The 24,823-nt window shown below is 56.8% G+C and carries 28 protein-coding genes and 1 riboswitch; of the genes, 18 read left to right on the forward strand and 10 right to left on the reverse strand.

Features of this window, described 5'->3' with window-relative positions; all coding sequences use genetic code 11:
- The first annotated feature begins 13 nt into the window (after window positions 1-13).
- From ybeY to trmB, 5 genes are all read left to right on the forward strand, one after another.
- On the forward strand, window positions 14-508 hold the full coding sequence (gene ybeY, locus ACR0DH_RS00320; protein WP_480546296.1) for an rRNA maturation RNase YbeY: 495 nt from the start codon (window positions 14-16) through the stop codon (window positions 506-508).
- 36 nt (window positions 509-544) lie between these two features.
- Entirely contained in the window at window positions 545-1,432 is an 888-nt protein-coding gene (locus ACR0DH_RS00325; RefSeq protein WP_480546298.1) for a hemolysin family protein, read from the forward strand.
- Window positions 1,429-2,946, forward strand: a complete 1,518-nt coding sequence (gene lnt, locus ACR0DH_RS00330) for an apolipoprotein N-acyltransferase (protein ID WP_480546300.1) — start codon at window positions 1,429-1,431, stop codon at window positions 2,944-2,946. Before ACR0DH_RS00325 ends, lnt begins: the two co-directional genes overlap by 4 nt.
- 21 nt (window positions 2,947-2,967) lie before the next feature.
- Window positions 2,968-3,016, forward strand: a riboswitch (SAM-SAH riboswitch).
- A gap of 5 nt (window positions 3,017-3,021) precedes the next feature.
- A complete protein-coding gene (metK, locus tag ACR0DH_RS00335) occupies window positions 3,022-4,203 on the forward strand; it encodes a methionine adenosyltransferase (protein WP_480546302.1) in 1,182 nt (393 codons plus the stop codon).
- Between the two features lie 138 nt (window positions 4,204-4,341).
- Window positions 4,342-5,052 carry a tRNA (guanine(46)-N(7))-methyltransferase TrmB gene (gene trmB, locus ACR0DH_RS00340; protein ID WP_480546304.1) on the forward strand — a complete coding sequence of 237 codons (711 nt, stop codon included), beginning with the start codon at window positions 4,342-4,344 and terminating at the stop codon, window positions 5,050-5,052.
- On the opposite strand, the gene ACR0DH_RS00345 is transcribed toward trmB, so the two are convergent.
- Entirely contained in the window at window positions 5,049-5,852 is an 804-nt protein-coding gene (locus ACR0DH_RS00345; RefSeq protein ID WP_480546306.1) for a hypothetical protein, read from the reverse strand. The genes trmB and ACR0DH_RS00345 overlap by 4 nt on opposite strands.
- Window positions 5,853-6,036: 184 nt before the next feature.
- Here ACR0DH_RS00345 and aroA point away from each other — a divergent pair, with 184 nt between their 5' ends.
- A complete protein-coding gene (gene aroA, locus ACR0DH_RS00350) occupies window positions 6,037-7,389 on the forward strand; it encodes a 3-phosphoshikimate 1-carboxyvinyltransferase (protein ID WP_480546308.1) in 1,353 nt (450 codons plus the stop codon).
- Window positions 7,390-7,397: 8 nt separating this feature from the next.
- Window positions 7,398-8,021, forward strand: a complete 624-nt coding sequence (gene cmk, locus ACR0DH_RS00355; protein WP_480546310.1) for a (d)CMP kinase — start codon at window positions 7,398-7,400, stop codon at window positions 8,019-8,021.
- Between the two features lie 23 nt (window positions 8,022-8,044).
- Here cmk and ACR0DH_RS00360 read toward each other — a convergent pair whose 3' ends face one another.
- Window positions 8,045-8,521, reverse strand: coding sequence for a YHS domain-containing (seleno)protein (locus ACR0DH_RS00360; protein WP_480546312.1), 477 nt, complete (start codon window positions 8,519-8,521; stop codon window positions 8,045-8,047).
- Entirely contained in the window at window positions 8,518-8,691 is a 174-nt protein-coding gene (locus ACR0DH_RS00365) for a hypothetical protein (RefSeq protein ID WP_480546314.1), read from the reverse strand. Before ACR0DH_RS00365 ends, ACR0DH_RS00360 begins: the two co-directional genes overlap by 4 nt.
- A 48-nt stretch (window positions 8,692-8,739) precedes the next feature.
- Here ACR0DH_RS00365 and ACR0DH_RS00370 point away from each other — a divergent pair, with 48 nt between their 5' ends.
- From ACR0DH_RS00370 to ACR0DH_RS00415, 10 genes are all read left to right on the forward strand, one after another.
- Window positions 8,740-9,276 (forward strand): hypothetical protein, encoded by a 537-nt coding sequence (locus ACR0DH_RS00370; RefSeq protein WP_170531161.1) that lies wholly within the window; start codon window positions 8,740-8,742, stop codon window positions 9,274-9,276.
- Between the two features lie 168 nt (window positions 9,277-9,444).
- On the forward strand, window positions 9,445-11,127 hold the full coding sequence (locus ACR0DH_RS00375) for a tryptophan halogenase family protein (protein ID WP_480546316.1): 1,683 nt from the start codon (window positions 9,445-9,447) through the stop codon (window positions 11,125-11,127).
- Window positions 11,128-11,260: 133 nt separating this feature from the next.
- Entirely contained in the window at window positions 11,261-11,548 is a 288-nt protein-coding gene (locus ACR0DH_RS00380; RefSeq protein WP_480546318.1) for a DUF6525 family protein, read from the forward strand.
- 266 nt (window positions 11,549-11,814) lie between these two features.
- Window positions 11,815-13,491 (forward strand): 30S ribosomal protein S1, encoded by a 1,677-nt coding sequence (gene rpsA, locus ACR0DH_RS00385; RefSeq protein ID WP_480546320.1) that lies wholly within the window; start codon window positions 11,815-11,817, stop codon window positions 13,489-13,491.
- A gap of 271 nt (window positions 13,492-13,762) precedes the next feature.
- A complete protein-coding gene (ihfB, locus tag ACR0DH_RS00390; RefSeq protein ID WP_480546322.1) occupies window positions 13,763-14,047 on the forward strand; it encodes an integration host factor subunit beta in 285 nt (94 codons plus the stop codon).
- Window positions 14,048-14,054: 7 nt separating this feature from the next.
- On the forward strand, window positions 14,055-14,405 hold the full coding sequence (locus tag ACR0DH_RS00395; protein WP_480547282.1) for a lipopolysaccharide assembly protein LapA domain-containing protein: 351 nt from the start codon (window positions 14,055-14,057) through the stop codon (window positions 14,403-14,405).
- A 9-nt stretch (window positions 14,406-14,414) separates the two neighbouring features.
- A complete protein-coding gene (locus ACR0DH_RS00400; protein WP_480546324.1) occupies window positions 14,415-15,068 on the forward strand; it encodes a phosphoribosylanthranilate isomerase in 654 nt (217 codons plus the stop codon).
- Window positions 15,061-15,441, forward strand: coding sequence for a hypothetical protein (locus ACR0DH_RS00405; protein ID WP_480546326.1), 381 nt, complete (start codon window positions 15,061-15,063; stop codon window positions 15,439-15,441). The genes ACR0DH_RS00400 and ACR0DH_RS00405 overlap by 8 nt, the downstream gene beginning before the upstream one ends.
- Window positions 15,442-15,578: 137 nt before the next feature.
- Window positions 15,579-16,826 carry a tryptophan synthase subunit beta gene (trpB, locus tag ACR0DH_RS00410; protein ID WP_480546328.1) on the forward strand — a complete coding sequence of 416 codons (1,248 nt, stop codon included), beginning with the start codon at window positions 15,579-15,581 and terminating at the stop codon, window positions 16,824-16,826.
- A 44-nt stretch (window positions 16,827-16,870) separates the two neighbouring features.
- A complete protein-coding gene (locus ACR0DH_RS00415) occupies window positions 16,871-17,503 on the forward strand; it encodes a class I SAM-dependent methyltransferase (RefSeq protein ID WP_480546330.1) in 633 nt (210 codons plus the stop codon).
- Between the two features lie 5 nt (window positions 17,504-17,508).
- Here the strand turns inward: ACR0DH_RS00415 and ACR0DH_RS00420 are convergent, their stop codons facing one another.
- The 7 genes from ACR0DH_RS00420 to ACR0DH_RS00450 form a co-directional block, all read right to left on the reverse strand.
- The gene (locus tag ACR0DH_RS00420; RefSeq protein ID WP_480546332.1) at window positions 17,509-17,880 is read right to left on the reverse strand and encodes a DUF2237 family protein; all 372 of its coding nucleotides are present in this window, start codon (window positions 17,878-17,880) and stop codon (window positions 17,509-17,511) included.
- Window positions 17,881-17,889: 9 nt separating this feature from the next.
- Window positions 17,890-19,053 carry a serine hydrolase domain-containing protein gene (locus tag ACR0DH_RS00425; RefSeq protein WP_480546334.1) on the reverse strand — a complete coding sequence of 388 codons (1,164 nt, stop codon included), beginning with the start codon at window positions 19,051-19,053 and terminating at the stop codon, window positions 17,890-17,892.
- A gap of 81 nt (window positions 19,054-19,134) precedes the next feature.
- Window positions 19,135-19,818, reverse strand: a complete 684-nt coding sequence (gene pth, locus ACR0DH_RS00430) for an aminoacyl-tRNA hydrolase (RefSeq protein WP_480546336.1) — start codon at window positions 19,816-19,818, stop codon at window positions 19,135-19,137.
- 122 nt (window positions 19,819-19,940) lie between these two features.
- Window positions 19,941-20,597, reverse strand: coding sequence for a 50S ribosomal protein L25/general stress protein Ctc (locus tag ACR0DH_RS00435; RefSeq protein ID WP_170531146.1), 657 nt, complete (start codon window positions 20,595-20,597; stop codon window positions 19,941-19,943).
- Window positions 20,598-20,841: 244 nt separating this feature from the next.
- A complete protein-coding gene (locus tag ACR0DH_RS00440) occupies window positions 20,842-22,008 on the reverse strand; it encodes an alpha-hydroxy acid oxidase (protein WP_480546338.1) in 1,167 nt (388 codons plus the stop codon).
- Between the two features lie 156 nt (window positions 22,009-22,164).
- The gene (gene trpA / locus ACR0DH_RS00445) at window positions 22,165-22,956 is read right to left on the reverse strand and encodes a tryptophan synthase subunit alpha (protein WP_480541917.1); all 792 of its coding nucleotides are present in this window, start codon (window positions 22,954-22,956) and stop codon (window positions 22,165-22,167) included.
- Window positions 22,957-23,035: 79 nt separating this feature from the next.
- Window positions 23,036-23,524 (reverse strand): acyloxyacyl hydrolase, encoded by a 489-nt coding sequence (locus ACR0DH_RS00450; protein ID WP_480546340.1) that lies wholly within the window; start codon window positions 23,522-23,524, stop codon window positions 23,036-23,038.
- Window positions 23,525-23,725: 201 nt separating this feature from the next.
- Here ACR0DH_RS00450 and ychF point away from each other — a divergent pair, with 201 nt between their 5' ends.
- Entirely contained in the window at window positions 23,726-24,823 is a 1,098-nt protein-coding gene (gene ychF, locus ACR0DH_RS00455; protein WP_480546342.1) for a redox-regulated ATPase YchF, read from the forward strand.

The raw sequence follows: 24,823 nt of genomic DNA on the forward strand, positions 1-24,823 counted from the left end.
TTGGACTGGTGAAATGAACCTGGAACTAACGATTGAAGACTCGCGCTGGCAAGATCTGGAACCTCTTGCCACCAAAGCCATTGCTGAGGTGCTGCGCTTTCGGAGCCTCGATCCCGACATATGCGAAGTTAGCCTATTAGGCTGCGATGATACCCGCATCACAGAACTGAACGCTGAGTTTCGCGGCAAACCTGCCCCGACCAATGTACTGAGTTGGCCTGCCGAGGACCTGTCCCCGGAAACGGCAGGCGCTACGCCCGATCTTCCACAACCGGATTTCACGGGTGAAATTGCCCTGGGTGACATTGCGATTTCGTACGATACCTGCGCCCGCGAAGCAGCCGATGCGGGCAAACTTATGGCGGATCATGTGACGCATTTGATCGTTCACGGCACGTTGCATTTGTTGGGCTATGATCACATTCGTGACCCTGATGCCACCCTTATGGAGGCTGTTGAGGTCGAGATACTTGGCAAAATGGGTATCAATAACCCATATAGTGGATGAAGCGGGTAAATTCACCCGGATTATTGGAACAGGATAATGGGCGACACAGACGGCAGTTCTAGGGCGGCGCAGGGCGCGCAACCACAGGACAGCAGCATTGAAATCGAAGAGAAGGGCAGCTTCTTTTCAAGGATATTTGACGCATTTTCTGGTCAGAACGATGATCAGAAAGAGGTGGTGAACGGACAAGAGACTATGGCCGTTCAACCCCGTGGAATGATCAATCTGCGCCGGATGCGGGTCGAAGATGTAGCGATCCCAACGGCCGAGATCATTTCGGTTCCTTCAACCATCTCAAAGGATGAACTGGCGCAGGTGTTCCGTGACAGTGGATTGTCGCGTATCCCGGTCTATGAGGGCACTCTGGACACACCTCTCGGTTTCGTTCACCTCAAGGATTTCGCACTTACCCACGGGTTCAATGGCGGTGCGGCCGAATTCGATCTGGTTTCGATGCTGCGCACGCTACTGTTTGTGCCGCCTTCGATGCCGATCGGTGTTCTGATGACAAAGATGCAGACCGAACGTCGGCATATGGCATTGGTGATCGATGAGTATGGTGGCGTTGACGGCTTGCTGACCATCGAGGACCTGATCGAACAGGTCGTTGGTGAAATCGCCGATGAACATGACGCTGACGAAGATCAGCTCTGGTTCCAGGAAAAACCCGGCTGTTACGTGGTGCAGGCCCGTGTGCCGTTGGAAGACTTTGAGGCTGAAATAGGATGTTCTCTGACCAGTCACGAGGATGTGGATGAAGAAGAGATCGACACCTTGGGAGGTCTGGTCTTCATGCTGTCGGGCCGTGTTCCTGCGCGGGGTGAGGTGGTGCTGCATCCAGAAGGTCCCGAGTTTGAAGTGATCGATGCCGATCCGCGCCGCATCAAGCGCTTGCGTGTCATGTTGCCGGAACTGACTGCATGACCCTTGTCCGGGGCTGGCCATTCAGCCTGAGGATCCTATTCGCGGCAGCATTGGGCGCACTGGGCGCATTTGGTCTAGCTCCATTTGGGTATTGGGGTGTGACGCTTGCCGCTTTGGTTCTGATTGCGCCGCTTTTTCTGGCTTCCGAGACTGCTTGGCGTGCCGGATTTCTGGGCTGGGCCTTTGCAACCGGCTATTTCGCCCATGCGCTGGGCTGGATTATTGAACCGTTTCAGGTGGACCCCGAACGCCACGCCTGGATGGCACCCTTTGCTTTGGTGTTTATGGCAGGCGGGCTTGCGTTGTTTTGGGCTGCGGCGTTTTGGGCCGCTCATCGGATTCGCGGCACACTCATGCAGAGGGCCGTACTGCTGGCTTTGACTTTGTCGCTTGCTGAGTTTGTGCGCGGCTATGTGCTGACCGGGTTTCCATGGGCAGGCGTTGCACAGGTCTGGGTCGATACGCCTGTGGCGCAGCTTTTGTCTCTGATCGGGCCGTATGGTTTGGGTGCGCTGACCCTGTTGGTAGCCGTCCCCTTAGGGGCGGCGCTGATGCGCGGGGAGGGCTTGGTTGCTCCGGGTATTTTTGCCATCGCCAGCGTGGTTTTCGCGTTCGTCTATGCAGGCCTCAGGCCCGCCGTGGAGCATACCGATAGTGTCGTAAGGCTGGTGCAACCCAATGCGCCGCAGCACCAGAAATGGGACCCGGACTACGCATCGCTGTTCTTCGCGCGGCAGATTGAATTTACCGCCGCCGCGCCACGGCCTGATCTCATTGTCTGGCCCGAAACCGCAGTGCCAGCATGGTTGAGCCGTGCTGGCCCTTGGTTGGAAACGATTGCCAGTGCAGCGCAGGGCACGCCTGTTGTGTTCGGCATCCAGCGCGCGGATGGGTTGAAGATTTTCAACTCGCTGATCTTTCTGGATGAAACCGGTGCCCAACGGGGATCGTACGACAAACACCACCTTGCCCCGTTTGGGGAATACGTCCCGTTTGGCGATTTGCTCGGGCGTTTTGGCATTCATGGCCTGGCTGCCACGACCGGCCACGGGTTCAGTGCGGGGCCCGGTCCATCGCTGTTGGAGGCTGGAAAGCTCGGCCGCGCTTTACCATTGATTTGTTACGAGGCCGTGTTTCCACAAGATGTCAACGGCGCACCGGATCGGGCAGATTTCATTCTGCAGATCACAAATGATGCGTGGTTTGGCACCCGCTCGGGCCCCTATCAGCATCTGGCGCAGGCCCGCATGCGGGCCATTGAGCAGGGTTTGCCGCTGATGCGATCCGCCAATACCGGTGTTTCTGCAATGATCGACCCGCTGGGCCAGATCACAGATTCATTGCCTTTGGGAGAAGCGGGATTCGTGGATACCATACTGCCTGCGCCGCACGCACCCACGCTCTATTCGCGATTTGGGGACAACCCGGTTCTGATCTTTTTATTGTTCCTGTTTGCCGGGTGTTGCTTCACGGCCTACCGGGGTCGTTCAGAAATACCGATTGACCCCGTGTAACAACGCGCGTATCCCCGCAAAAGCCTGTCACAACGGCTTCCTGGCGTGGCAGAGAAATCTTAATGGAGCAATTTTATGTCCAGACAGAACTATACTTTCACTTCGGAATCGGTTTCCGAAGGGCACCCGGATAAGGTTTGCGACCGGATCTCGGATGCCGTCCTTGATGCATTTCTGAATGAAGAACCCGAAGCACGCGTGGCGTGCGAAACCTTTGCGACCACCGATCGTGTCGTCATCGGTGGCGAAGTAGGTCTGTCTGATCAGGAAAAGCTGCACGATTACATGGGGCGCATCGATCAGATTGCGCGCGACTGTATCAAGGATATCGGCTACGAGCAGGACAAGTTTCATCATGAAACAGTCGAGGTGACGAACCTGCTGCACGAGCAATCCGCCCATATTGCTCAGGGCGTGGATGCCTCGGGCGACAAGGATGAGGGCGCGGGCGATCAGGGCATTATGTTCGGATATGCCACGACCGAAACCCCTGCGCTGATGCCTGCGCCTATCCAGTATTCGCACGCGATCCTGCGGCGTCTGGCCGAGGTGCGCAAGAACGGAGCTGAGCCCGCATTGGGCCCGGACGCAAAATCGCAGCTGTCGGTCGTGTATCGCGATGGCAAGCCCGTTGGCGTGAGTTCGATCGTGCTGTCGACCCAGCATCTCGATGAAGCGCTGAGCTCGGATGATATTCGCGCCATTGTCGAACCCTATATCACCGAAACCTTGCCCGATGGTTGGCTGTCGACTGAGACCGAGTGGCATGTGAACCCAACCGGAAAATTCGTCATTGGTGGCCCGGATGGAGATGCTGGTCTCACTGGTCGTAAGATCATCGTGGATACCTATGGCGGTGCTGCGCCCCATGGTGGTGGTGCATTCTCGGGCAAAGATCCAACCAAGGTGGACCGTTCAGCCGCCTATGCTGCGCGCTATCTGGCCAAGAACGTGGTCGCCGCCGGCATGGCCGAACGCTGCACCATCCAGCTGAGCTATGCGATTGGCGTATCCAAACCTCTGTCGATCTATGCAGACACCCACGGAACCGGCCAGATTGAGGATGCGCAAATCGAAAAGGCGGTTGGGCAGGTTATGGATTTGACCCCGCGTGGCATCCGCGAACATCTGCAGTTGAACAAGCCGATTTACCAGCGCACGGCCGCTTACGGCCATTTTGGTCGTGAACCGGATGCGGATGGCGGCTTTAGCTGGGAACGCACCGATCTGACTGACGCTCTGAAAAAGGCCGTCTAACGACCCTAATCCGAAGGTGCGCCCTGACGGGCGCGCTCTTCTTCTGTTTGAAAATACCCCGGGGGTGTGGGGGCTGGCCCCCGCTTCCGCCCTTGCCATCTATTGCAACAACATCATGAGCGCAGTATGGGCACGGCCATGAGCACCCAGACACCCCAACGCCCCCGCAGAAACTTTTATGGTCGCTTCAAGGGTAAGACCCTTAAGCAAAGCCAAAAGACCTATCTGAACGAAGATCTCGATGCTTTGTCGCCGGGCGAAGTGGATTGGGATGTTAACCCGGATCGTCACCCGTTGGATCTTGATGCGTTGTTCGGCGGCAAGGATGTCTGGCTTGAGGTTGGTTTTGGCGGTGGAGAGCATCTTGTGCATCAGGCCGCATCCAACCCTGATGTCGGGATCATTGGGGCTGAACCTTATATCAATGGCGTTGCGATGCTGCTTGGCAAAATCCGACAGGCGGGAGTTCAGAACCTTGCCGTTCACCCTGGCGATGCGCGCGACTTGTTTGATGTATTGCCTGAGGCCAGCATCTCGCGCGCTTTCCTGCTTTATCCCGATCCATGGCCCAAGACACGGCATCATCGCCGTCGCTTCGTTACGCCCGAGCATCTCGAACCTCTAGCGCGGGCGCTCAAGCCGGGTGCGATCTTTCGGGTCGCGACTGACATCCCCGACTATGTGCGCCAAACGCTGGAAGAGGTTCCGCGTGCGGGGTTCGAATGGCTGGCGGAGAGGCCCGCGGATTGGCGCGAGCCATGGTCTGATTGGATCTCAACCCGGTATGAGCAAAAGGCCCTGCGCGAAGGCAGGACCCCGCATTATCTGACCTTCCGGCGGTTGGGCTAGGCGTCGTTCAGCTTCGGGAAGGTACGTCCCTTGGCGAACCATGCGATTCCAAAGGCCCACAGGGCGAGGGCTTCGACATAGAAGGTCAAGTTCAGGCTGTTCCACCAGTCGACGAAATCTGTTCCGAACTTGTCTTTAACATAAAGCGCTGCGACGCAGGCCAGAATAGTGATCCCGCATATGGTATACAGCCGGTTCCGCTTGCGCTTGCTTTCGATCAGCACGCCGTCTTTTTCATGCCGTTCGGGGACCACGCGCTTGAGCACGATCAGGCAGTATAGGCCAAGATAAACAAACAAGATACCAGCCGCGATCAGGTGCCAGTTGCTGGCGCTGCTGAACAGGTTGAAAAACCCTTGATGCGGTGCCTCTGCAACTGTGATCGGCGGGCCGCTGGTCACTTCGACAAAGACGCGGGACAGGAAAGTTTTCCGATCCTCGCACCCGGTGCCCAGTGTTGGGATTGAGGCGACGATGAATGCGCCGACACCTGCAACGCTGCTGAGGGTGTCTTCGAAAAACGTATCTCCGGTGTAGGCGATCAGAAAGCCGCCAATGAAATACAGCAGGCCAACGAAGATTGTGCCAAGAAACTGGGCATAGTAGAAATGGCTGATGCTGTCGCGGAAACAGCTTCCGCCGAAGTTGGCCCCGACTGCCAGAATGATCGGCAGGCCAAAGGCGACCAGTCCGACCAGAAACGCCAGCCTTTGTTCCAGTTTGCTTTCTGTGCGCGTGGGATCAGCGGGGTGGAAAAGCTGAGTTGGCCCGCGCTCCAACATGTTTGGTGCTCTGTTCATGGTAAAATCCTGAGCTTTCATAGATAAAATAAATCACTGAATATGAATGGCTTCAGTATACCACAAATCAGGTGTTTAGCACAGAATCGAAGAAACAAGCTTGCAACCCGGGGCTTTGGCGCTGGACCCTGCACGCCCAATTCGCTAATCGGCCTGAGGATTGATAGCGAAAACAGGAGCTCCCATGTCCGGACACGGCACGCCCATCCCGATGACCTCGCATCCCTGCGGCCCGCTGCAAGGCACGGCCGAGGTTCCCGGCGACAAGTCGATTTCGCATCGGTCTTTGATCCTGGGTGCGATGGCTGTGGGCGAGACGCGGATCACCGGCCTGCTGGAAGGTGAGGATGTTCTGGACACCGCTAAGGCGATGCGCGCCTTTGGGGCCGAGGTGACAGATCACGGCGGTGGCGAATGGTCGGTTCACGGCGTCGGCGTTGGTGGCTTTGCTGAACCCGATCAGGTGATCGATTGCGGCAATTCGGGCACCGGGGTGCGGCTGATCATGGGGGCCATGGCCACCTGTCCGATCTCGGCCACGTTCACAGGAGACGCGAGCCTGAACAAACGCCCAATGGCACGGGTTACTGATCCGCTTGCCTTGTTTGGCACGCAATCTGTGGGCCGTTCCGGTGGGCGCTTGCCGATGACAATCGTGGGTGCGGCTGAGCCTGTTCCGGTGCGCTATGAAGTGCCAGTGCCGTCTGCGCAGGTCAAATCGGCGGTGCTGCTGGCAGGGCTGAATGCGCCCGGCAAGACCGTGGTGATCGAGAAAGAAGCCACCCGCGATCACTCCGAACGGATGCTGGCGGGTTTCGGGGCCGAGATCGCCGTTGAGGATACGGATGAGGGGCGCGTGATCACTCTGACCGGTCGCCCCGAGTTGAAACCTCAGGTCATTGCCGTGCCACGCGACCCGTCCAGCGCGGCTTTCCCAGTTTGTGCTGCGCTTATCACGCCCGGCTCAGACGTGTTGGTGCCTGGTATTGGTTTGAACCCAACCCGTGCGGGTCTGTTCACCACGCTGCGCGAGATGGGGGCTGATCTGACTTATGAGAACGAACGTGAAGAAGGGGGCGAGCCCGTTGCCGATCTGCGCGCCAAGTATTCGCCAAATATGAAGGGGATCGAGGTGCCACCCGAACGCGCCGCCTCGATGATCGATGAATATCCGGTTCTGTCCGTTGTGGCCGCCAACGCGACCGGCACTACGATGATGGCTGGCGTGAAAGAGCTGCGCGTGAAGGAAAGCGACCGGATCGACGCAATGGCCCGCGGCTTGCGCGCGAATGGCGTCACTGTGGAAGACGGCGATGATTGGTGGTCGGTTGAAGGGCTGGGCATCGGTAACGTGCCCGGTGGCAAAACCTGCGAGAGCTTTCTGGATCACCGCATCGCCATGTCGTTTATGATCCTCGGTATGGGTGCTAAGACCCCAGTGACAGTTGATGACGCTGGCCCAATCGCAACCTCTTTCCCGATATTCGAACCTCTGATGGCCGGCCTTGGGGCGCGGCTTGTCAGAAACAACCAGTGAGCCGGGCGATGACCTACAGCTTCACTGTCGCGATTGATGGCCCGGCAGCAGCAGGAAAAGGCACAATCTCAAAGGCGGTTGCGGCGCATTTTGGGTTTGCGCATTTGGATACGGGACTGCTCTATCGCGCGGTTGGGCGACAGACTCTGCGGGGCGTCGATCCGGTAGACGCCGCACAGACATTGACGGCCGAGGATTTAGATCAGGGCGACCTGCGCACGGCTGAGATAGCGCAGGCAGCGTCAAAAGTCGCTGTGATCCCTGACGTGCGCGCCGCACTTGTCGATTTTCAACGCGCTTTTGCCCGGCGGGCAGGCGGTGTCGTACTGGATGGGCGGGACATTGGGACTGTGATTTGCCCACATGCCGAGGTGAAACTGTTCGTCACCGCAAGTGCTGAGGTTCGGGCCGAGCGTCGGTTTCTTGAGCTGCAAGCCAAAGGCGCTGACGTGACCCGTGATCAGGTTCTGGCGGATGTGAAAGAACGCGATGCGCGCGATGCCGAGCGTAGTACAGCGCCGATGAAACCGGCCGAAGATGCCGTGATGCTGGATACCACAGATCTGAGCATCGAGGCCGCTTTGAACCAAGCCCTGGCCGCGATCAACGCAAAACTGCCCGCAGCTGACTAAAGCCGCGGGCAGCAAGGCGCAGTTTACAGATCGCCAACTGCGATGCTTTGAATGTTTGCCCACTGATCGTCCGCCGTTTTTGCGGTGCCAGCAACATCTTTCAAAAAGGCGGCGCGGGTATCAGCATTCAAGAACAGGTACAGCTTGCCATCGGCAATCAGGTATTGATCCGGATCGCCATCGAACTTCTTGCCGACCGATACGCCAAACGAACAGAAACCGCCGTGTTGCGGCAGATACGCCGTCGGGTTCGCCTCGAATGCTTCGAGGTTTGTGGCGGTGGTAAAATAGTATGATGCGCCATCATAAGTTGCTGTATGGGTCGCGAAGCCTTCGACCGGGTTGCCGTTATTGACCAGTGCGACCAGATCAACGCCGTGGGCAGCCAGCGGCGCACCTGCGGCTGAGATGCCGTTCGAGACATTGATTTCATCCGCTGCAAAGGCCGGTGTGGTGAGGGCAATGGCAGCTGCGAGGGCGGTCAAAAATCGAGTTTTCATTGTGCGTTTCCTTGTTGCTTTGGGTTCAAGTCGATCACTGTGGCGACCGATGAAACATAGCTAGGCAAGGGTGGTTGGACGTTTAATCGCAGATAGGTCGCGATTACTTGCAGATCGTACAACTTGTCGGATTGCAGGCTTGTGCTGTTCACCAAGCTTTGTTTGGTCATGCGAAACATCTGGCCATATGTTCACCCTATGCCAGCAGGAGAGACGCCATGATCCGACTAGCCCTGATTTTGTTCCTCGCCGCCGGAAGCCTGATGGCGCAGGAGGCTCAGCCAGAGCAGCCAGATGTCGAACCTGCGATGACATATGAGCGTCTGGGCAAGATCCTCTTCGCGCTCGACCCCGAGGCGCAGCCGTTTGGACCGGGCTTTCAGCTGACGATATCAGAACAGACGGTGCTGGTTGTCACCGATACGACACTGGATCGGATGCGGGCTTTGGTTGCGATTGGCAGCGCCGAAGATTTGTCGCACGCAGACCTGCAGCGCATGATGCAGGCAAATTTCGACAGTACGCTGGATGCCCGCTACGCTATTGCCAATGGCACACTCTGGGCGGCGTTTATCCATCCGTTGTCCCGATTGGATAAGGATCAGTTGATTTCGGGTTTGGCCCAGACTGTGAACATCGCAATCACCTATGGCACTCTGTACACAGGTGGTGCGGCCGAGTTTGGCGGCGGCGACAGTCATGACTTGCAGCGCGAGTTGCTCGAAGAGCTGTTGAAGAAGGGCGAAGAAATCTGAACGCAATTGGCGATCCCCCATCCTCTTTGATGGCCCCATCCCAAAGACCCTAGCTGGATGCAGGAAAGCTGCTATAGTCTCCTGCAAGCTAAATGGGAAAGCCGCCAAACAACCTCAATAAATGGGGAGGCGGTTACAGAATCCCAAAAGCCAACAGGGACAGAAAATATGAATAATCGTTTGAGTAAGATCACCATCGTCGGTGGTGGTACGGCGGGTTGGATGACTGCGCTGATCCTGGACATGGTGTTTTCACGCACCTCCGCAACCAAGGATCGTCCGCGTATCTGCCTGATCGAAAGCCCGAATATTTCGACCGTCGGTGTGGGCGAGGCGACGGTGCCCCGCATGCCGGTCACATTGCGCCAGGCGGGGATCTCCGAGCGGGATTTCTTTCGTGAAACCAACGCTTCGTTCAAGCTGGGCGTGAAGTTTTGCAACTGGAATAAGGATGCCAAGGGAAACCGTATCGACTACGTGAACCCCTTTGCCCATGGGCAGTTGCTGGAAGGGCTCGAGGCCGCGGAATACTTTCTGCGGTTCGGCAATGGGGATCGTGATTTTACGCAGTCAATCGCGCCTCATGATGATCTGGCCCGCCTGTGCAAAGGTGCGCGGCCTTTGGGTGCGCCTGAGTTCGAACAGCGCTTTGGCTATGCCTATCATCTGGACGCGGTAAAGTTTGCGGGCATGCTCACGCGGGTCTGCACCAAGCGTGGTGTGGAGCACATTCAGGATGAGGTGCAGTCGGTCGAGCTGGACGAGCAGGGCAATGTCAGCCATCTGATGCTGGAGCGCAAAGGGCGGCACGACATTGAGATGGTCATCGACTGTACCGGATTCCGGGGATTGATCATCAACCAGGCTCTGGGCGAGCCGTTCATGGACTATTCGGACTATTTGCCGAATGACCGCGCCATGGCGTTACAGATCGAACATCCCGATCCGGAAAAGATCGAAAGCGTCACGCGGTCGACCGCACTGGGCGCGGGCTGGACATGGCGCGTGCCGCTCTACAATCGGGTTGGGACGGGCTATGTGTTCTCATCGGCGCATCGGACTGATGATCAGGCGGCGGATGAGTATCTGGAATGGCTGGGCGACAGCGGCAAGGGTCTGACACCACGTGTTATCCCGATGCGCATCGGGCGGGTGCGCAATGCCTGGGTTAAGAACTGTTTGGCGATTGGTCTGTCCGGTGGGTTTATCGAACCGCTTGAAAGCACCGCGATCCATATGATCGACCATGCCATCCGCTGGTTCGCCGAGCATCTGCCCACGCGCGATATCGAGCCGTCTTTGCGGGCGCGATATAATCGCCAGATGAACAAGCTGTATGATGAGGTTCTGGACTTCATCTGCCTGCATTACCGATTGGGCAATCGCACAGATGACCAATATTGGATTGATGCGCGCACCGAGATGAAGATACCGGACCGTTTGGCCGAGAACCTTGAGCTGTGGCAACGCCGCCTGCCAATGGAACATGATATCGAGTTCGCAACCCTGTTCAATTTCCGCGTCTATCAGACGGTTCTGCTAGGCAAGCAGGTCTACGATACAGGCTATGGCGCGGGGATACGCGACCGGATACGCCCGCTGAAAAAGCCGATCTGGTTCCAATGGTGGAAGGGGGCCAAGGTGGACCTTGCGCAGATTCTGCGCACCATGCCAGACCACAAAACTCTGTTGCGCGATATTCGGGGAGAACTGGATAAACCCGCCTTTGACAAGGCCGTTGCTGCGGCGACGGTGGCAATGCCCGGGCAGGTGCCTGCGCCTGTGGCGATCCAGAACATGCCGAATCTTGCCGAAATTCAAAGTGGCAGCAAGGATTTGCAGCTTTTCTAGGGTGTTTGCGGCGGGTGACAGGGGGCATTTGTCAAGCACTGGTGCTCTGAGCGCCAAGTGCCCCACTCTATGACTTGGTAAGGTGATCAATCCGTGTTGCAGCCTGTGATGAGAAATGTAATATCATTACGTCATGAGGCAACCGAGACCCCAATACCGACCCGGCACTGACCGCAATCTGCGGAGTGATTTGAAACGGCGTCGCCGACAGGCGTCGCCTATGCAGACCTATGATAACTTGCCGCAACCGTTACGGCGCTGGCTGGCACAGGCCTGTCTGCCGTGGAGCCCAAGCTCGGCCCTGAAAATCTGGAACCGAATTGACGGTGCCAAATACCCCTTAGCTGCGATTGGACGGTTGAACGCGGTCGAGCAGGCGATGCTGCAAAAGGATTCGAAAGTCTGGACCCAGTCTGTCTGATTGCACAAGGGCGCCCGGATTCCCCTGGGCCATGAAAATATGGGCTTTGCCCTTGCGTCCGCACTGAAATCCGCCTATACGCGCGCTGTCGATACATGGGCGGTCAACGCCCGGATGACGTTTCTGAGCAGGGCCGGGTTACCTCGGCCCTTTGTGTTTGTTTGCTCAGGGGCGCACCGGATCACGCCCGACGACATCATGAAACAAGACCGGCGGAGACAACCGCTCGGCCAGCAAAAACGTACTGTAAAGGAAAACGACGCCACATGGCTGATACATCTATGGAGGAATTCGAAGCCCTCCTGAACGAAAGCTTCGAAATGGACACACCCGAAGAGGGTTCTGTCGTCAAAGGTAAGGTTCTGGCGATTGAAGCCGGCCAAGCCATCATCGACGTAGGCTACAAAATGGAAGGCCGCGTTGATCTGAAAGAATTCGCAAATCCCGGCGAAGCCCCTGAAATCGCTGTAGGTGACGAGGTCGAAGTTTACCTGCGCGCCGCAGAAAACGCCCGTGGCGAAGCCGTCATCTCGCGCGAGATGGCCCGCCGTGAAGAGGCATGGGACCGTCTGGAAAAAGCATATGCCGACGACCAGCGCGTCGAAGGTGCAATCTTTGGTCGCGTCAAAGGTGGCTTCACCGTCGATCTGGGTGGCGCAGTTGCGTTCCTGCCCGGCTCGCAGGTTGACGTTCGCCCCGTGCGCGACGCTGGTCCGCTGATGGGTCTGAAGCAGCCGTTCCAGATTCTGAAAATGGACCGCCGCCGTGGCAACATCGTTGTTTCGCGCCGCGCCATCCTGGAAGAATCGCGTGCCGAACAGCGTGCCGAAGTTATCGGCAACCTGTCCGAAGGTCAGACCGTCGAGGGTGTTGTCAAGAACATCACCGAATACGGTGCATTCGTTGACCTGGGCGGCGTTGACGGCCTGCTGCACGTCACCGACATGGCATGGCGTCGTGTAAACCACCCGTCCGAGATCCTGACGATCGGCGAAACCATCAAGGTTCAGGTCATCAAGATCAACAAAGAGACCCACCGCATCAGCCTGGGCATGAAGCAGCTGCAGGAAGATCCGTGGGATCTGGTTGCTGCCAAGTACCCGCTGGGCTCGGTCCATCAGGGTCGCGTCACCAACATCACCGACTACGGCGCGTTCGTCGAGCTGGAAGCCGGTGTCGAAGGTCTGGTGCACGTATCCGAGATGTCCTGGACCAAGAAAAACGTCCACCCCGGCAAGATCGTTTCGACCAGCCAGGAAGTCGACGTCATGGTTCTGGAAATCGACGGCGCCAAGCGTCGCGTGTCTCTGGGCCTGAAACAGACTCAGCGCAACCCATGGGAAGTGTTTGCAGAAACACACCCCGAGGGCACCGAGGTCGAAGGCGAAGTCAAGAACATCACCGAATTCGGTCTGTTCATTGGCCTCGAAGGCGACATCGACGGCATGGTTCACCTGTCGGATCTGTCTTGGGACGAGCGTGGCGAAGACGCCATCCAGAACTACCACAAGAACGATGTGGTACAGGCTGTTGTCTCGGAAGTGGATGTTGAGAAAGAGCGTATCTCGCTGTCGATCAAGGCCCTGGGCGGTGACAAGTTCGCCGAAGCCGTGGGCGGCGTGAAGCGTGGCTCGATTATCACCGTTGAGGTCACCGCGATCGAAGATGGCGGCATCGAGGTTGAGTACGAAGGCATGAAGTCGTTCATCCGTCGTTCGGACCTGTCGCGTGATCGTGCCGAACAGCGCCCTGAGCGTTTCAACACCGGCGACAAGGTCGACGTCCGGGTCACCAACGTTGACAGTAAGACCCGCCGTCTGGGCCTGTCGATCAAGGCGCGGGAGATTGCCGAAGAGAAAGAGGCCGTGGAACAGTACGGTTCTTCCGACTCGGGTGCGTCGCTGGGCGATATCCTGGGTGCAGCGCTGAAATCCGGCGACTAAACTCAGGGCGCAAGCTTGAACATGATAATCGGCCCCGTGCATCCGTGCGGGGCCGTTTTTGTTGCGAATCAATATGTTCCGATTCTTCGACCTATCCGGCTGATCGTTCGCGCTTTAGGTGTACAAAGCGGGTGAACTGGCAAAAAATCGCGTGAGTCTGTGCCAAATTCAGGCACCCGCGCCCATAGTTTGCTTTCCCCTGATCCGGATTTTTCCCTATACTGTCAGAACAATAGACCTGACATATTGGCCGCCTGGGAGGGTAACGCGAATGATCCGTTCAGAATTGATTCAGAAGATTGCCGATGAAAACCCACATCTCTACCAGCGTGATGTCGAGCGGATCGTGAATACCGTATTTGAAGAAGTCACCGATGCCATGGCGCGTGGTGATCGAGTAGAATTGCGCGGGTTTGGCGCGTTTTCCGTGAAAAAGCGCGATGCACGTGTGGGTCGGAATCCCAGAACCGGTGAGACGGTTCAGGTTGAAGAAAAATCTGTACCGTTTTTTAAAACCGGCAAGTTGCTAAGGGACCGATTGAACGGTAAAGCCTGATCCCATGATGCGCTACCTTCGATATGCTTTTCTGGCCAGCTTGGGGATCATCCTGATCTCGATTTCACTGGCCAATGTCAGCTCGGTCGAGCTGAAGCTGATGCCCGACGCTTTGGCAGAACTGCTGGGCTTTAACCTGTCCATCTCATTGCCGCTGTTCATCGTCGTTTTGGGCGGTGTTGTGGCCGGGCTGGTCATCGGCTTCCTGTGGGAATGGCTGCGCGAGCACAAGCATCGCAAAGACGCGTCGGTCAAGAAAAGCGAAGTGCGCAAGCTTGAGCGCGAGGTCAAGAAGCTCAAGAAAAAGCAGAACGAAGACAAAGACGAAGTTCTGGCCATTCTCGACGAGGCGAGCTGAGCCTACACCATGGCCGAGATATCCGTCAAAATCTGCGGCCTCACCGCGCCTGATCACGTGCGTGCCGCGGTTGATGCTGGTGCACGGTACTTGGGGTTCAACTTTTTCCGAAAATCACCACGATATGTTTCACCCGAACAGGCCGCCGGGTTGGTGACCGATGTCCCGGTTGGTGTGGCTAAGGTCGCGCTGGTTGTGAACGCCACGAATGAACTGCTCGATAGTATCACGCAGGCTGCACCGTTCGACATGCTGCAATTGCACGGGGCCGAGACAGTCGCTCGGGTGCAAGAGGTCAAGGATCGCTATGGTTTGCCCGTCATAAAGGTCATCGGTATTTCCGATGCCGAGGACCTGACCTCAATCGATATCTATAGCGAGGTCGCCGATCAGCTGCTAATCGACGCGAAGGCCCCCAAAAATGCAGTTCTGCCCGGCGGCAATGGCTTGGCGTTTGACTGGCGGCTGCTGGCCGGGCGCAAATACTGGCGCAAACCCTGGATGCTGGCCGGTGGGCTAACCCCGGATAATGTTGGCGAAGCGATTCGTATGACCGGGGCACGGCAGGTTGATGTCGCATCGGGGGTTGAAAAGGCACCCGGTGTAAAGGACGCTGACATGATTAAAGCGTTCATCGCAGCCTGTCGGGGAGAATATGTCTGATCCATATGAACTGCTTCTGGGCGAGCGGAAGACTGTTACCGAGAAAGACATTGATTTCTTTGCCGAGAATCCGGATCGGATCGATCTGCTTAACACGCGTGAGACTGGTAAGGATAAGCGATTGGTGGCGTTAATTCTTAGCGCTGTGGCTTTTATTGTTCTCTCAAAGCTAGTTGTCGCTCGGTATCCTGATTTGTTGGTCCAGTTGGTCAGCGATGTGTTTGTTGATCTTTTCTTCGAACTGGGGGCGGCATTGATTGGCGCGGCTGTCACAGTTCTTTTGATCAATCGTTCGTCCCTACGGCAGATGCATGAAAACTTGGAACTGCGGCGTGAAATTGAACGTCGGATCGCAGAACGGCAGGCCAAGTGATCTAGGATTCGACTCAAACCTCGATTGTAGAATGGGTCCGGTGTCGGTCATTAGAGCCTAAGGCAAAGTGTACGTTTTGCCATGGCAAATTCCGCACCTACCTCCTATGAACATCAGGTACGACGAGGGAGACACCCATGGCCAACGATCTTTTCAATTCCTTCATGTCCGGTCCGGATGAACAGGGCCGCTTTGGCATCTTCGGCGGGCGGTTTGTCAGCGAGACGCTGATGCCGCTGATCCTTTCGCTGGAAGAGGAATATGAAAAGGCCAAGGATGATCCCACCTTCTGGGCCGAAATGGATGATCTGTGGGCCAACTACGTGGGTCGCCCGTCGCCGCTGTATTATGCGGAACGTCTGACGCAGCATTTGGGCGGCGCGAAGATCTATCTGAAACGCGATGAGCTGAACCACACCGGCGCTCACAAGATCAACAACGTGTTGGGCCAGATCATTCTGGCGCGCCGCATGGGCAAGACCCGGATCATCGCGGAAACAGGGGCCGGGCAGCACGGTGTGGCTACCGCCACCGTCTGCGCCAAGTTCGGCCTGAAATGCATCGTCTACATGGGTGCGCATGATGTGCAGCGTCAGGCCCCGAACGTGTTTCGGATGCGTCTGTTGGGCGCCGAAGTGATCCCAGTGACTTCAGGTCGTGGCACGTTGAAAGACGCGATGAACGACGCACTGCGCGACTGGGTGACTAATGTGCGCGACACGTTCTACTGCATTGGCACGGTGGCCGGTCCGCACCCGTATCCGGCGATGGTGCGCGATTTCCAGTCGATCATTGGCAAGGAAGCGAAAGAGCAGATGATGAAGGCTGAGGGCCGCCTACCCGACACGATCATCGCCGCCATTGGCGGTGGCTCGAACGCGATGGGCCTGTTCTACCCGTTCCTCGACGACAAGGACGTCAACATCATTGGCGTCGAAGCTGGCGGCAAAGGCGTGAACGAAAAGATGGAACATTGCGCCTCACTCACTGGTGGACGTCCGGGCGTGCTGCACGGCAACCGCACCTATCTGTTGCAGGATGACGATGGTCAGATTCTCGAAGGCTATTCGATCTCGGCTGGTCTCGACTATCCGGGCATCGGACCTGAGCATTCATGGCTGAACGATATCGGTCGTGCAAACTATGTCGCTATCACAGACAAAGAAGCGCTAGAGGCGTTCCAGCTGTGCTGCGCGACCGAAGGCATCATTCCTGCGCTGGAGCCTAGCCATGCACTGGCCCATGTCATGAAGATCGCGCCCGACCTGCCCAAAGATCACCTGATCTGCATGAACATGTGTGGGCGAGGAGACAAGGACGTACAGACCGTGGCCAAGTATCTGAACTTTGATATGTCGGATACCGAAGGCCGCACGGCGGACTAGCCTTGGAGCTATGAGACTCGATTGAATTGTGTCAGGTTGCGCCCATGCGCGACCCGTCTCAATCCATCAAGTCCGAACAGCTTGGTCAGAAGTATGATGCCGCAGCGCCCGGATGGGCGGACAAGATGCGGTTGCTTGGCTATTTCGACGCCTATCTCGGGTTTCTATCGGCGGACCCGGCGGCGAATCTAGGCGACAATGCGTTGGACGTTGGGTGCGGAACCGGTGCCTTTGCCGAGGCGCGTGCCGTTGTACAACCGCACGGTTCCGTCACGTTGCTTGAGCCATCAGAGAACATGTTGTTTCGGGCAAAGGGTGCCCTCGCTCGGCGCGGAATTGATGCAGCGGTCGCGAGAAACTGGCTGTCAGAGTTCAAGGCCGTTCAGCCCTATGATTGTATCCTAGCGGCGCATGTTCTGGAACACTGTACTGATCCGGTCGATGCACTGCGTCAAATGCGCGAGTTGGCTGCACCGGGAGCGACGCTGTGGCTGGTCGTAAGCAAACCGCATTGGTGCAATGCGATCATATGGCTGCAGTGGCGCCACCGGACCTATCGTCCGGATGTGGTGGCAAAATTGCTGGCACAATCAGGGTGGGGTTTGGAGGCAGAGCACGGTTTTCCAACCGGCCCGCCTTCGCGCACATCCCGTGGATATCGCGCAGTGGCGATATAACTATCTTAGTCAGCGCGCTTGGCTTCCAATACCTTGAGCGGAACGATCTCCAAAGCTCGCTGATGTGTTGCTTCAAGATGCACCATCGGGGCACAGCCTTCGTCATAGGCCTGCAGGAAACGACTTGCACAAAGGCACCAGCCGTCACCGGGTTTAAGGCCCGGGAAATCAAACTCGGGGCGCGGCGTGCTGAGATCGTTGCCTACATACTTGGAATAGGCCAGGAATTCAGCCGTCATGACGGCGCAGACCGTGTGGCTGCCCTGATCCTCGGGGCATGTGTTGCAAGCCCCGTCCCGGAAAAACCCGGTCAGAGGATCGCGTGAGCAGGGGGCCAGAACGCCCCCCAGAACATTGACGCTGTCTTGTTTCTGCATATGGCCATCTTACAGGCTTTGGGCGATGCTGCGAAACATTTCAATATTTTCTTCGCTGACGCCCGGATCGCGGAATCGCCGATCTGCGCCGGTCGTGACGATCAGAACGTCGCGGGCTTGGTCAAAATAGATGTATTGCCCGTAAACGCCGCGCGCCATGAATTCACCGTCTTCGGCACCAACAGGGATCCACCATTGGTAGCCATAGCCGATTTTGCCCGGTTTGGTTGGTGATGACGCGGCTGTTGATGCGGCGATCCAGTCCGCCGGAACCAGCTGTTGTCCATTGTGTACGCCGTTTTGCAAGATCATCTGGCCAAAGCGGGCGAAGTCACGCGTGGTGAAGTTCAACCCACCCAGGACAAAGGCCACGCCAGCGCCGTCAGTCACGTAGTAGCCGTCATGCTCTAGGCCCAAGGGCTGAATGATCTTTTCGGTCAGCAGGTCGGTAACACTGCGCCCAGTGGCCCCGCGGATCACCATGCCCAACACATGGGTATCGATCGAAACATATTGATAGGTTTCCCCCGGAGGGGCGAAACTCTCATTGAGCGACGCGGCAAAATCATCCAGTTCCCCGCCAAGCGCAACGATACGGCCCATGCGGTTGATGTCTGAATTTGGGTCCAGATAGTCTTCGTCAAAGGTTACACCGCTGGCCATGTTCAGCACATTCCGGATCGTTGCGCCGTCATAGGCGCTGCCTTTCAACTGCGGGGCATATTGCACGACAGGATCGTCCAGCGAGGTGATTGCGCCTTCGCTCAGTAAGATGCCGAACAAGGCCGACAGATAGCTTTTTGCAACCGACCAAGATATCCGCCGGTCATCTGCGCCAGTGCCCAGATAGTACTCTTCAAACCGAACCTCACCGTTTTGCATGACCAGCAGAGATGTCACGGCGCGTTCGTCAACCCATTCATCTGTGCCATCGGGAAGGTCAAAGCCAGCCCCATAGGGCAATTCCCAAGTTGGTCCGTTTCCACGGGGCAGGGGGGCGGTCAGAAACGCCTCATCCATGTGCGAGAAGTTGTGAACGATCTTCTCTTCGGAAAACAAAGAGTTCACCGCCATCAAGCGTTGAATCTCTTCACGCTTCCAGACCCCAACCGCAATTGCAGCCAGCACCAAGGCCAAAGTGATGCGCAGCAGCCATTTGATCACAGTTCTCATGCAACCCTCCCTGTTTCGGTTACATAGGAGCGTTGCAGGGCGCATTGCGCAATCAAGACGTAACGGAAAGCGCGATCAGGACTATTTGAATTTATCCAGCAGCTTTTGCATGGCCGTCCGGTCATCTGCAACTGGTTCGGGTTTTTCAACGGGCTTAGATGTGGGGTCGTCGGCCGGAGGCGACTTGGAGGATCGTGCCGGTGCAGTACGCAGCGCAACGGCGTTCATGAATTTGCCACCCTCGTCCTTTGTCAGATGTTCAGCCCCGTCTGAGACACCGCGCAGTACATTGTCCAGCCATTCGGCCTCAGCTTTGGCAAAATCTGATAGTACGTAAGGCGATACAATCTCTTTGCGACCAGGATGGCCGATGCCCAGGCGCACGCGGTCATAGGCCGCCCCAATGTGGTCGTGGATCGACCGCAATCCGTTGTGACCAGCGTGACCGCCGCCCGCCTTGACCCGGACTTTGCCCGGGGCCAGATCCAGCTCATCGTGAAAGACGGTCACATCCGTGGATTCAAGTTTGTAGAAGCGCATTGCTTCGCCAACCGATTGGCCTGAACGGTTCATGAACGTCTGCGGCTTTAGCAGCAGTACTTTATCTGTACCCAAACGTCCTTCGGCGATCTCACCCTGGAACTTTGATTTCCAAGGACCAAAGCCATGATCTTCGGCAATTCGATCCAAAGCCATGAAACCTATATTGTGTCGGTTGCGGGCGTATTTCGAGCCCGGGTTCCCCAGTCCGACAAACAGTTTCATTTTCTCGTCCTTGTACAGCGCAGTGGGTTGATGGCACGGAATTGCACGTGTTTCCAGCCCGACCAAAAGAAAACGGGGCCCGCAAAGGGCCCCGTTTCAAGTCCGAACTCTTGGGCCCGGGTTTACTCTTCAGCTTCTTCCTGGCCGACGACTTCTACTTCGTCCGCGGCCACTTCTTCGCCTTCTTCCTCATCGTCGCTGGTCGACAGTCCTGTCGGCGCTGACACATTGGCGATCACGAAGTCCCGGTCGATTGTCGGCTTGGTGCCTGCGGGCAGGTCAACCGACGAGATGGTGGCAACGTCGTTGATCTCCATGCCAGTAAGATCAACGGTGATCTTCTCGGGGATCTCGCCAGCGGTACACATCAGTTCGACCTCAGGGCGCACAACGGTCAGAACGCCGCCCTTCTTGATTCCAGGGGCTGCTTCTTCGTTGATAAACTCAACGGGGATGAACAGTGCGATTTTGGTGGTCCGGCGCAGGCGCATCAGGTCCAGATGGGTCGGCAGGTCTTTGACGACGTCACGCTGAACATCGCGGCAAATGACGCGGACGTCTTCGTGACCGTCAACCTTCAGGTTCCAAAGGGTCGACTTGAACCGGCCAGCCTTCAGGCGTTTAAACAGTTCGTTGAACGGGATCTGAATCGGCAGCGGCTCTTTATCGCCACCAAACACAATGCCCGGAACCATGCCATCGCGGCGCGCCTGACGAGCGGCGCCCTTGCCTGTCCCCGTCCGTTCCAGAGCTACGAGATCAGGAATCTCTCCAGCCATGATAATTCTCCAATGTTAGGGCGGGCATCCTCCAAGGCTGTATGCCCGCGTGAAGCCGCGTCCTTAGCTTGATTCATTGGGTTTGGAAAGGGGTTTTTGCAGCGTCTGTTTTCTTGCGAGGCTCTGCCTCAAGCTCCGGGATATTTTTTAGCCAGGTGAATGAAGAATCCAGACTTCATCCGGCTATAAATATCCCGGGGGAGGCGCCCAGAAAGGGCGACGGGGGCAGAGCCCCTATGACTCGTCAGTTTTGCCAGCGGCCACCAAAGTCTTGAGGCACCAGCAGATTGTGCCGACCCAAATCCGAAACGTTGCGTTCCCCGCACAAAGCCATGGTTGTATCAAGTTCTTTCTGAATGACATCGAGCGCTGTTGTCACACCCTTTTGACCCATTGCGCCCAGTCCGTAGACAAAGGCGCGCCCGATATAGGTGCCTTTTGCGCCCAGGGCCAACGCCTTCAGGACGTCCTGCCCAGATCGGATGCCGCTGTCCAGATGCACCTCGATATCGCTACCGACGGCGTCCATGATCTCGGGCAGCATCCGGATTGAACTGAGCGCGCCGTCCAGTTGGCGACCGCCGTGATTCGAGACAACGATAGCATCCGCCCCCAGCTTGGCGGCCATTTTTGCATCTTCGGCATCCAGAATGCCTTTGAGGATCACCTTGCCGCCCCATTGTTCCATCAGCTTTTCAACCTTTGACCAATCCAGGCTGGGGTCAAATTGTTCAGCGGTCCAAGCGCCCAGTGAGGAGGCGTCCGAGATGCCTTCGACATGGCCGACGATGTTTCCGAACTCACGCCTTTGGGCGCGCAGTATCTCAAGGCCCCAGGACCATTTGGTCATCAGGTTTGCTATGGTTTTGGCGGTTAGTTTTGGCGGGGCGGACAATCCGTTCTTCAGATCCTTGTGCCGCTGACCCAGGATTTGCAGGTCCAGCGTGATCACCAGCGCCGAACACTTGGCATCTTTTGCACGCTGGATCAGTCGGTTGACGTAGTCGGTGTCTTTCATCGTGTAGAGCTGAAACCAGAAAGGTGTGCTGGTATACTCTGCGACATCTTCGATCGAATTGATGGACATCGTCGATAGCGTAAACGGGACACCGAATTCCTCGGCTGCCTTGGCCGCTTTCATCTCGCCATCAGCATGCTGCATTCCGGTCAGACCTACCGGCGCAAGCGCTACGGGCATCTCGACATCTTGCCCGATCATCTGAGACGCGGTTGAACGCCCGGCCATGTCCACAGCGACCCGCTGGCGCAGGCGAATTTGTTCGAAGTCCGAGCTGTTTTCGCGAAAGGTCTGTTCAGTCCAACTGCCGCTTTCGGCGTAGTCATAGAACATGCGCGGCACGCGCCGTTCGTAGATACGTTTTAGGTCGTCGATGGTGGTGATGACTGGCATTTGTCCGGCCCCTGAAGGATTGGTTTGTTTTCTTTACCAATTCGCATCAAAGATCGCAACGCTGGATAATTGCGGTTGATGGACATGCCCGTATAACGAAAAACCGCAGTCAGTAGGGGCTGACTGCGGCTTCGGTTTTGTTCTTGGTGATTAAAGTCAGACGGAATGCGCACCATCCGCCAGCGTTTTTACAAATTCCAGCACTTCAGGCACGGGTTTTCCCGCGCCGATCTGGCTTACAATCGCTGAGCCCACGACAGCCCCATCTGCAACCGATGCTATGGCGCGCGATTTTTCGGGTGTGTTGATCCCAAAACCCACGATCACGGGCAGGTCACTTGCGGATTTGATCCGCGCGACCTCGGGGCCGACATTAGTAGCCTCAGCCTCAGCCGCGCCAGTGATTCCGGTAATCGACACATAATAGACAAAGCCAGAGGTGTTTTGCAGAACGCGAGGCAGGCGTTTATCATCGGTTGTGGGTGTGGCGAGCCTGATGAAATTCAGGCCCGCAGCCTGCGCCGGCAGGCAGAGCTCGTCATCTTCTTCCGGCGGTAGGTCCACGACGATCAACCCATCAATGCCTGCAGCTTTAGCGTCGCCCAGAAAGGCATCAACACCGTGGCTGTAGATCGGATTGTAGTAGCCCATCAAAACAATCGGTGTGGTGTCATCTGTTTCGCGGAAGCTGCGGGCCAGGTCGAGGGTGCGCTTCAGCGTCATGCCCTGATCCAGCGCCCGTTGACCCGCGGCCTGAATGGTGGGCCCATCCGCCATCGGGTCGGTAAAGGGCAGGCCCAGCTCGATCACGTCGACGCCTGCCGCAGGCAGGCCTTTGACCACCTCTAGCGAGGTGTCATAGTCGGGATCGCCCGCCATGATATAGGCAACAAATGCTTTCTTGCCTTCGGCTTTCAGGGCGGCGAACTTCGTGTCGATACGGGTCATCGGGTGTCCTAGCAGTCAGGTTTGAACCTGATGTGCAGAAACTTTACCCGAAAATCAATCCCGCCCGGGTCTGATCGGCTCAGAAGCCCAGATGATACCGCACGAGCACCGCGTTTACGCCGGGGTTGAATTCCTCTGTGCTGGCATTGGACTTGTGAGTGATCGCCACCGACACTTTGTTCCCGCCATTTAAGGTATAGCCCAGCCCCAGCAAGCTGCGGATCTGAAAATTGCCGCCCAGATCGTTCAGATCGTTGCCTTCGTTGTAATAGCCGGGCATCACGCTGCCTTCGACGAACCAGCGGTCATTCAGATTGTAGATGCCGACGAGGCCTGCGCCGATATGGGTATCGCCGTCTTCGTCAACCGAAAGGGCCGCACCCCAGGTCGCACTGAACCGGGTTGCCTGATGGAAGGGGCGATGCTGATATTCAAGGGATACAATGCCCTGATCCACCGACGCACTGTCAGAATAATCTGCATAGCCGGCCCCAAAGATCACGGTCTGGGCCTGCACAACTGCCGGGGTGGAAAGTGCAATCAAGGACGCGAAAAGGAAAGTCTTCATAGCCGGAGTTCTTCAATCGTTATGTCTACATGCGCTAAGTGGCTACCCTAAATCGTATTTTTCAATTGGTACAAGAACACGATTGGGGAACAGTTTTGTGATGTGACCTATCGGCCCCACGTTTCGCAGGCCCGAGCTATTGCTTGCGCATTCTAACTCAGATGCATAGAAGACGCCGTCACATCGCTTCAGGAGGCCATCATGGGCTTTAAAATGGGAATTGTGGGTCTGCCGAATGTCGGCAAGTCGACCCTGTTTAACGCGCTGACCAAAACAGCTGCAGCGCAAGCTGCGAATTTCCCGTTTTGCACAATCGAACCCAATGTCGGTGATGTGGCTGTGCCGGATGACCGGTTGGACAAGCTGGCAGCGATTGCGTCTTCCAAGCAGATCATCCCGACGCGCATGACCTTTGTGGATATTGCAGGTCTGGTGAAGGGGGCCTCAAAAGGCGAAGGGCTGGGCAACCAGTTTCTGGCCAATATTCGTGAGACAGACGCCATCGCCCATGTGTTGCGCTGTTTCGAAGATGGCGATGTGACTCATGTGGATGGACGCGTTGATCCGGTGGCCGATGCGGACACGATTGAGACCGAGCTAATGCTGGCCGATCTGGAAAGCATCGAAAAGCGCCGCGTCAATCTGGTGCGCAAGCTGAAGGGCAATGACAAAGAGGCGCAGCAGCAGGACCGTTTGCTGGCAGAGGCGCAAGAGATGTTGGAAAACGGCAAACCTGCGCGTTTGGTCGCGGTATCTGCCGAGGACGCCAAGGCCTGGAAGATGCTGCAACTGCTGACCACCAAGCCGGTGCTTTATGTTTGCAACGTTTCCGAAGAAGAAGCGGCCGTAGGGAATGAGTATTCAGCCAAGGTCGCCGAAATGGCGGCGGCGCAGGGCAATTCCCATGTCATCATCAGCGCCAAGATCGAAGAAGAGATCAGCCTTCTGGAAGAGGATGAGGCCCAGATGTTCCTTGAAGAGATGGGTCTGGAAGAGCCCGGCCTCGACCGCCTGATCCGCGCAGGCTACGACCTGCTGAAACTAGAAACCTATTTCACCGTTGGCCCGAAAGAGGCCCGCGCCTGGACCATCCGCACCGGCACTGCCGCACCGCAGGCCGCGGGTGTGATCCACGGCGATTTCGAGAAGGGTTTTATCCGGGCCGAGACCATTGCTTATGACGACTACATTGCCGCGAATGGCGAACAGGGTGCGAAAGAGGCGGGCAAGATGCGGGCTGAGGGCAAAGGCTACATCGTCAAAGATGGTGATGTGATGCACTTTCTGTTCAACACCTAA

This window comes from Ruegeria sp. I1 (assembly GCF_056532675.1).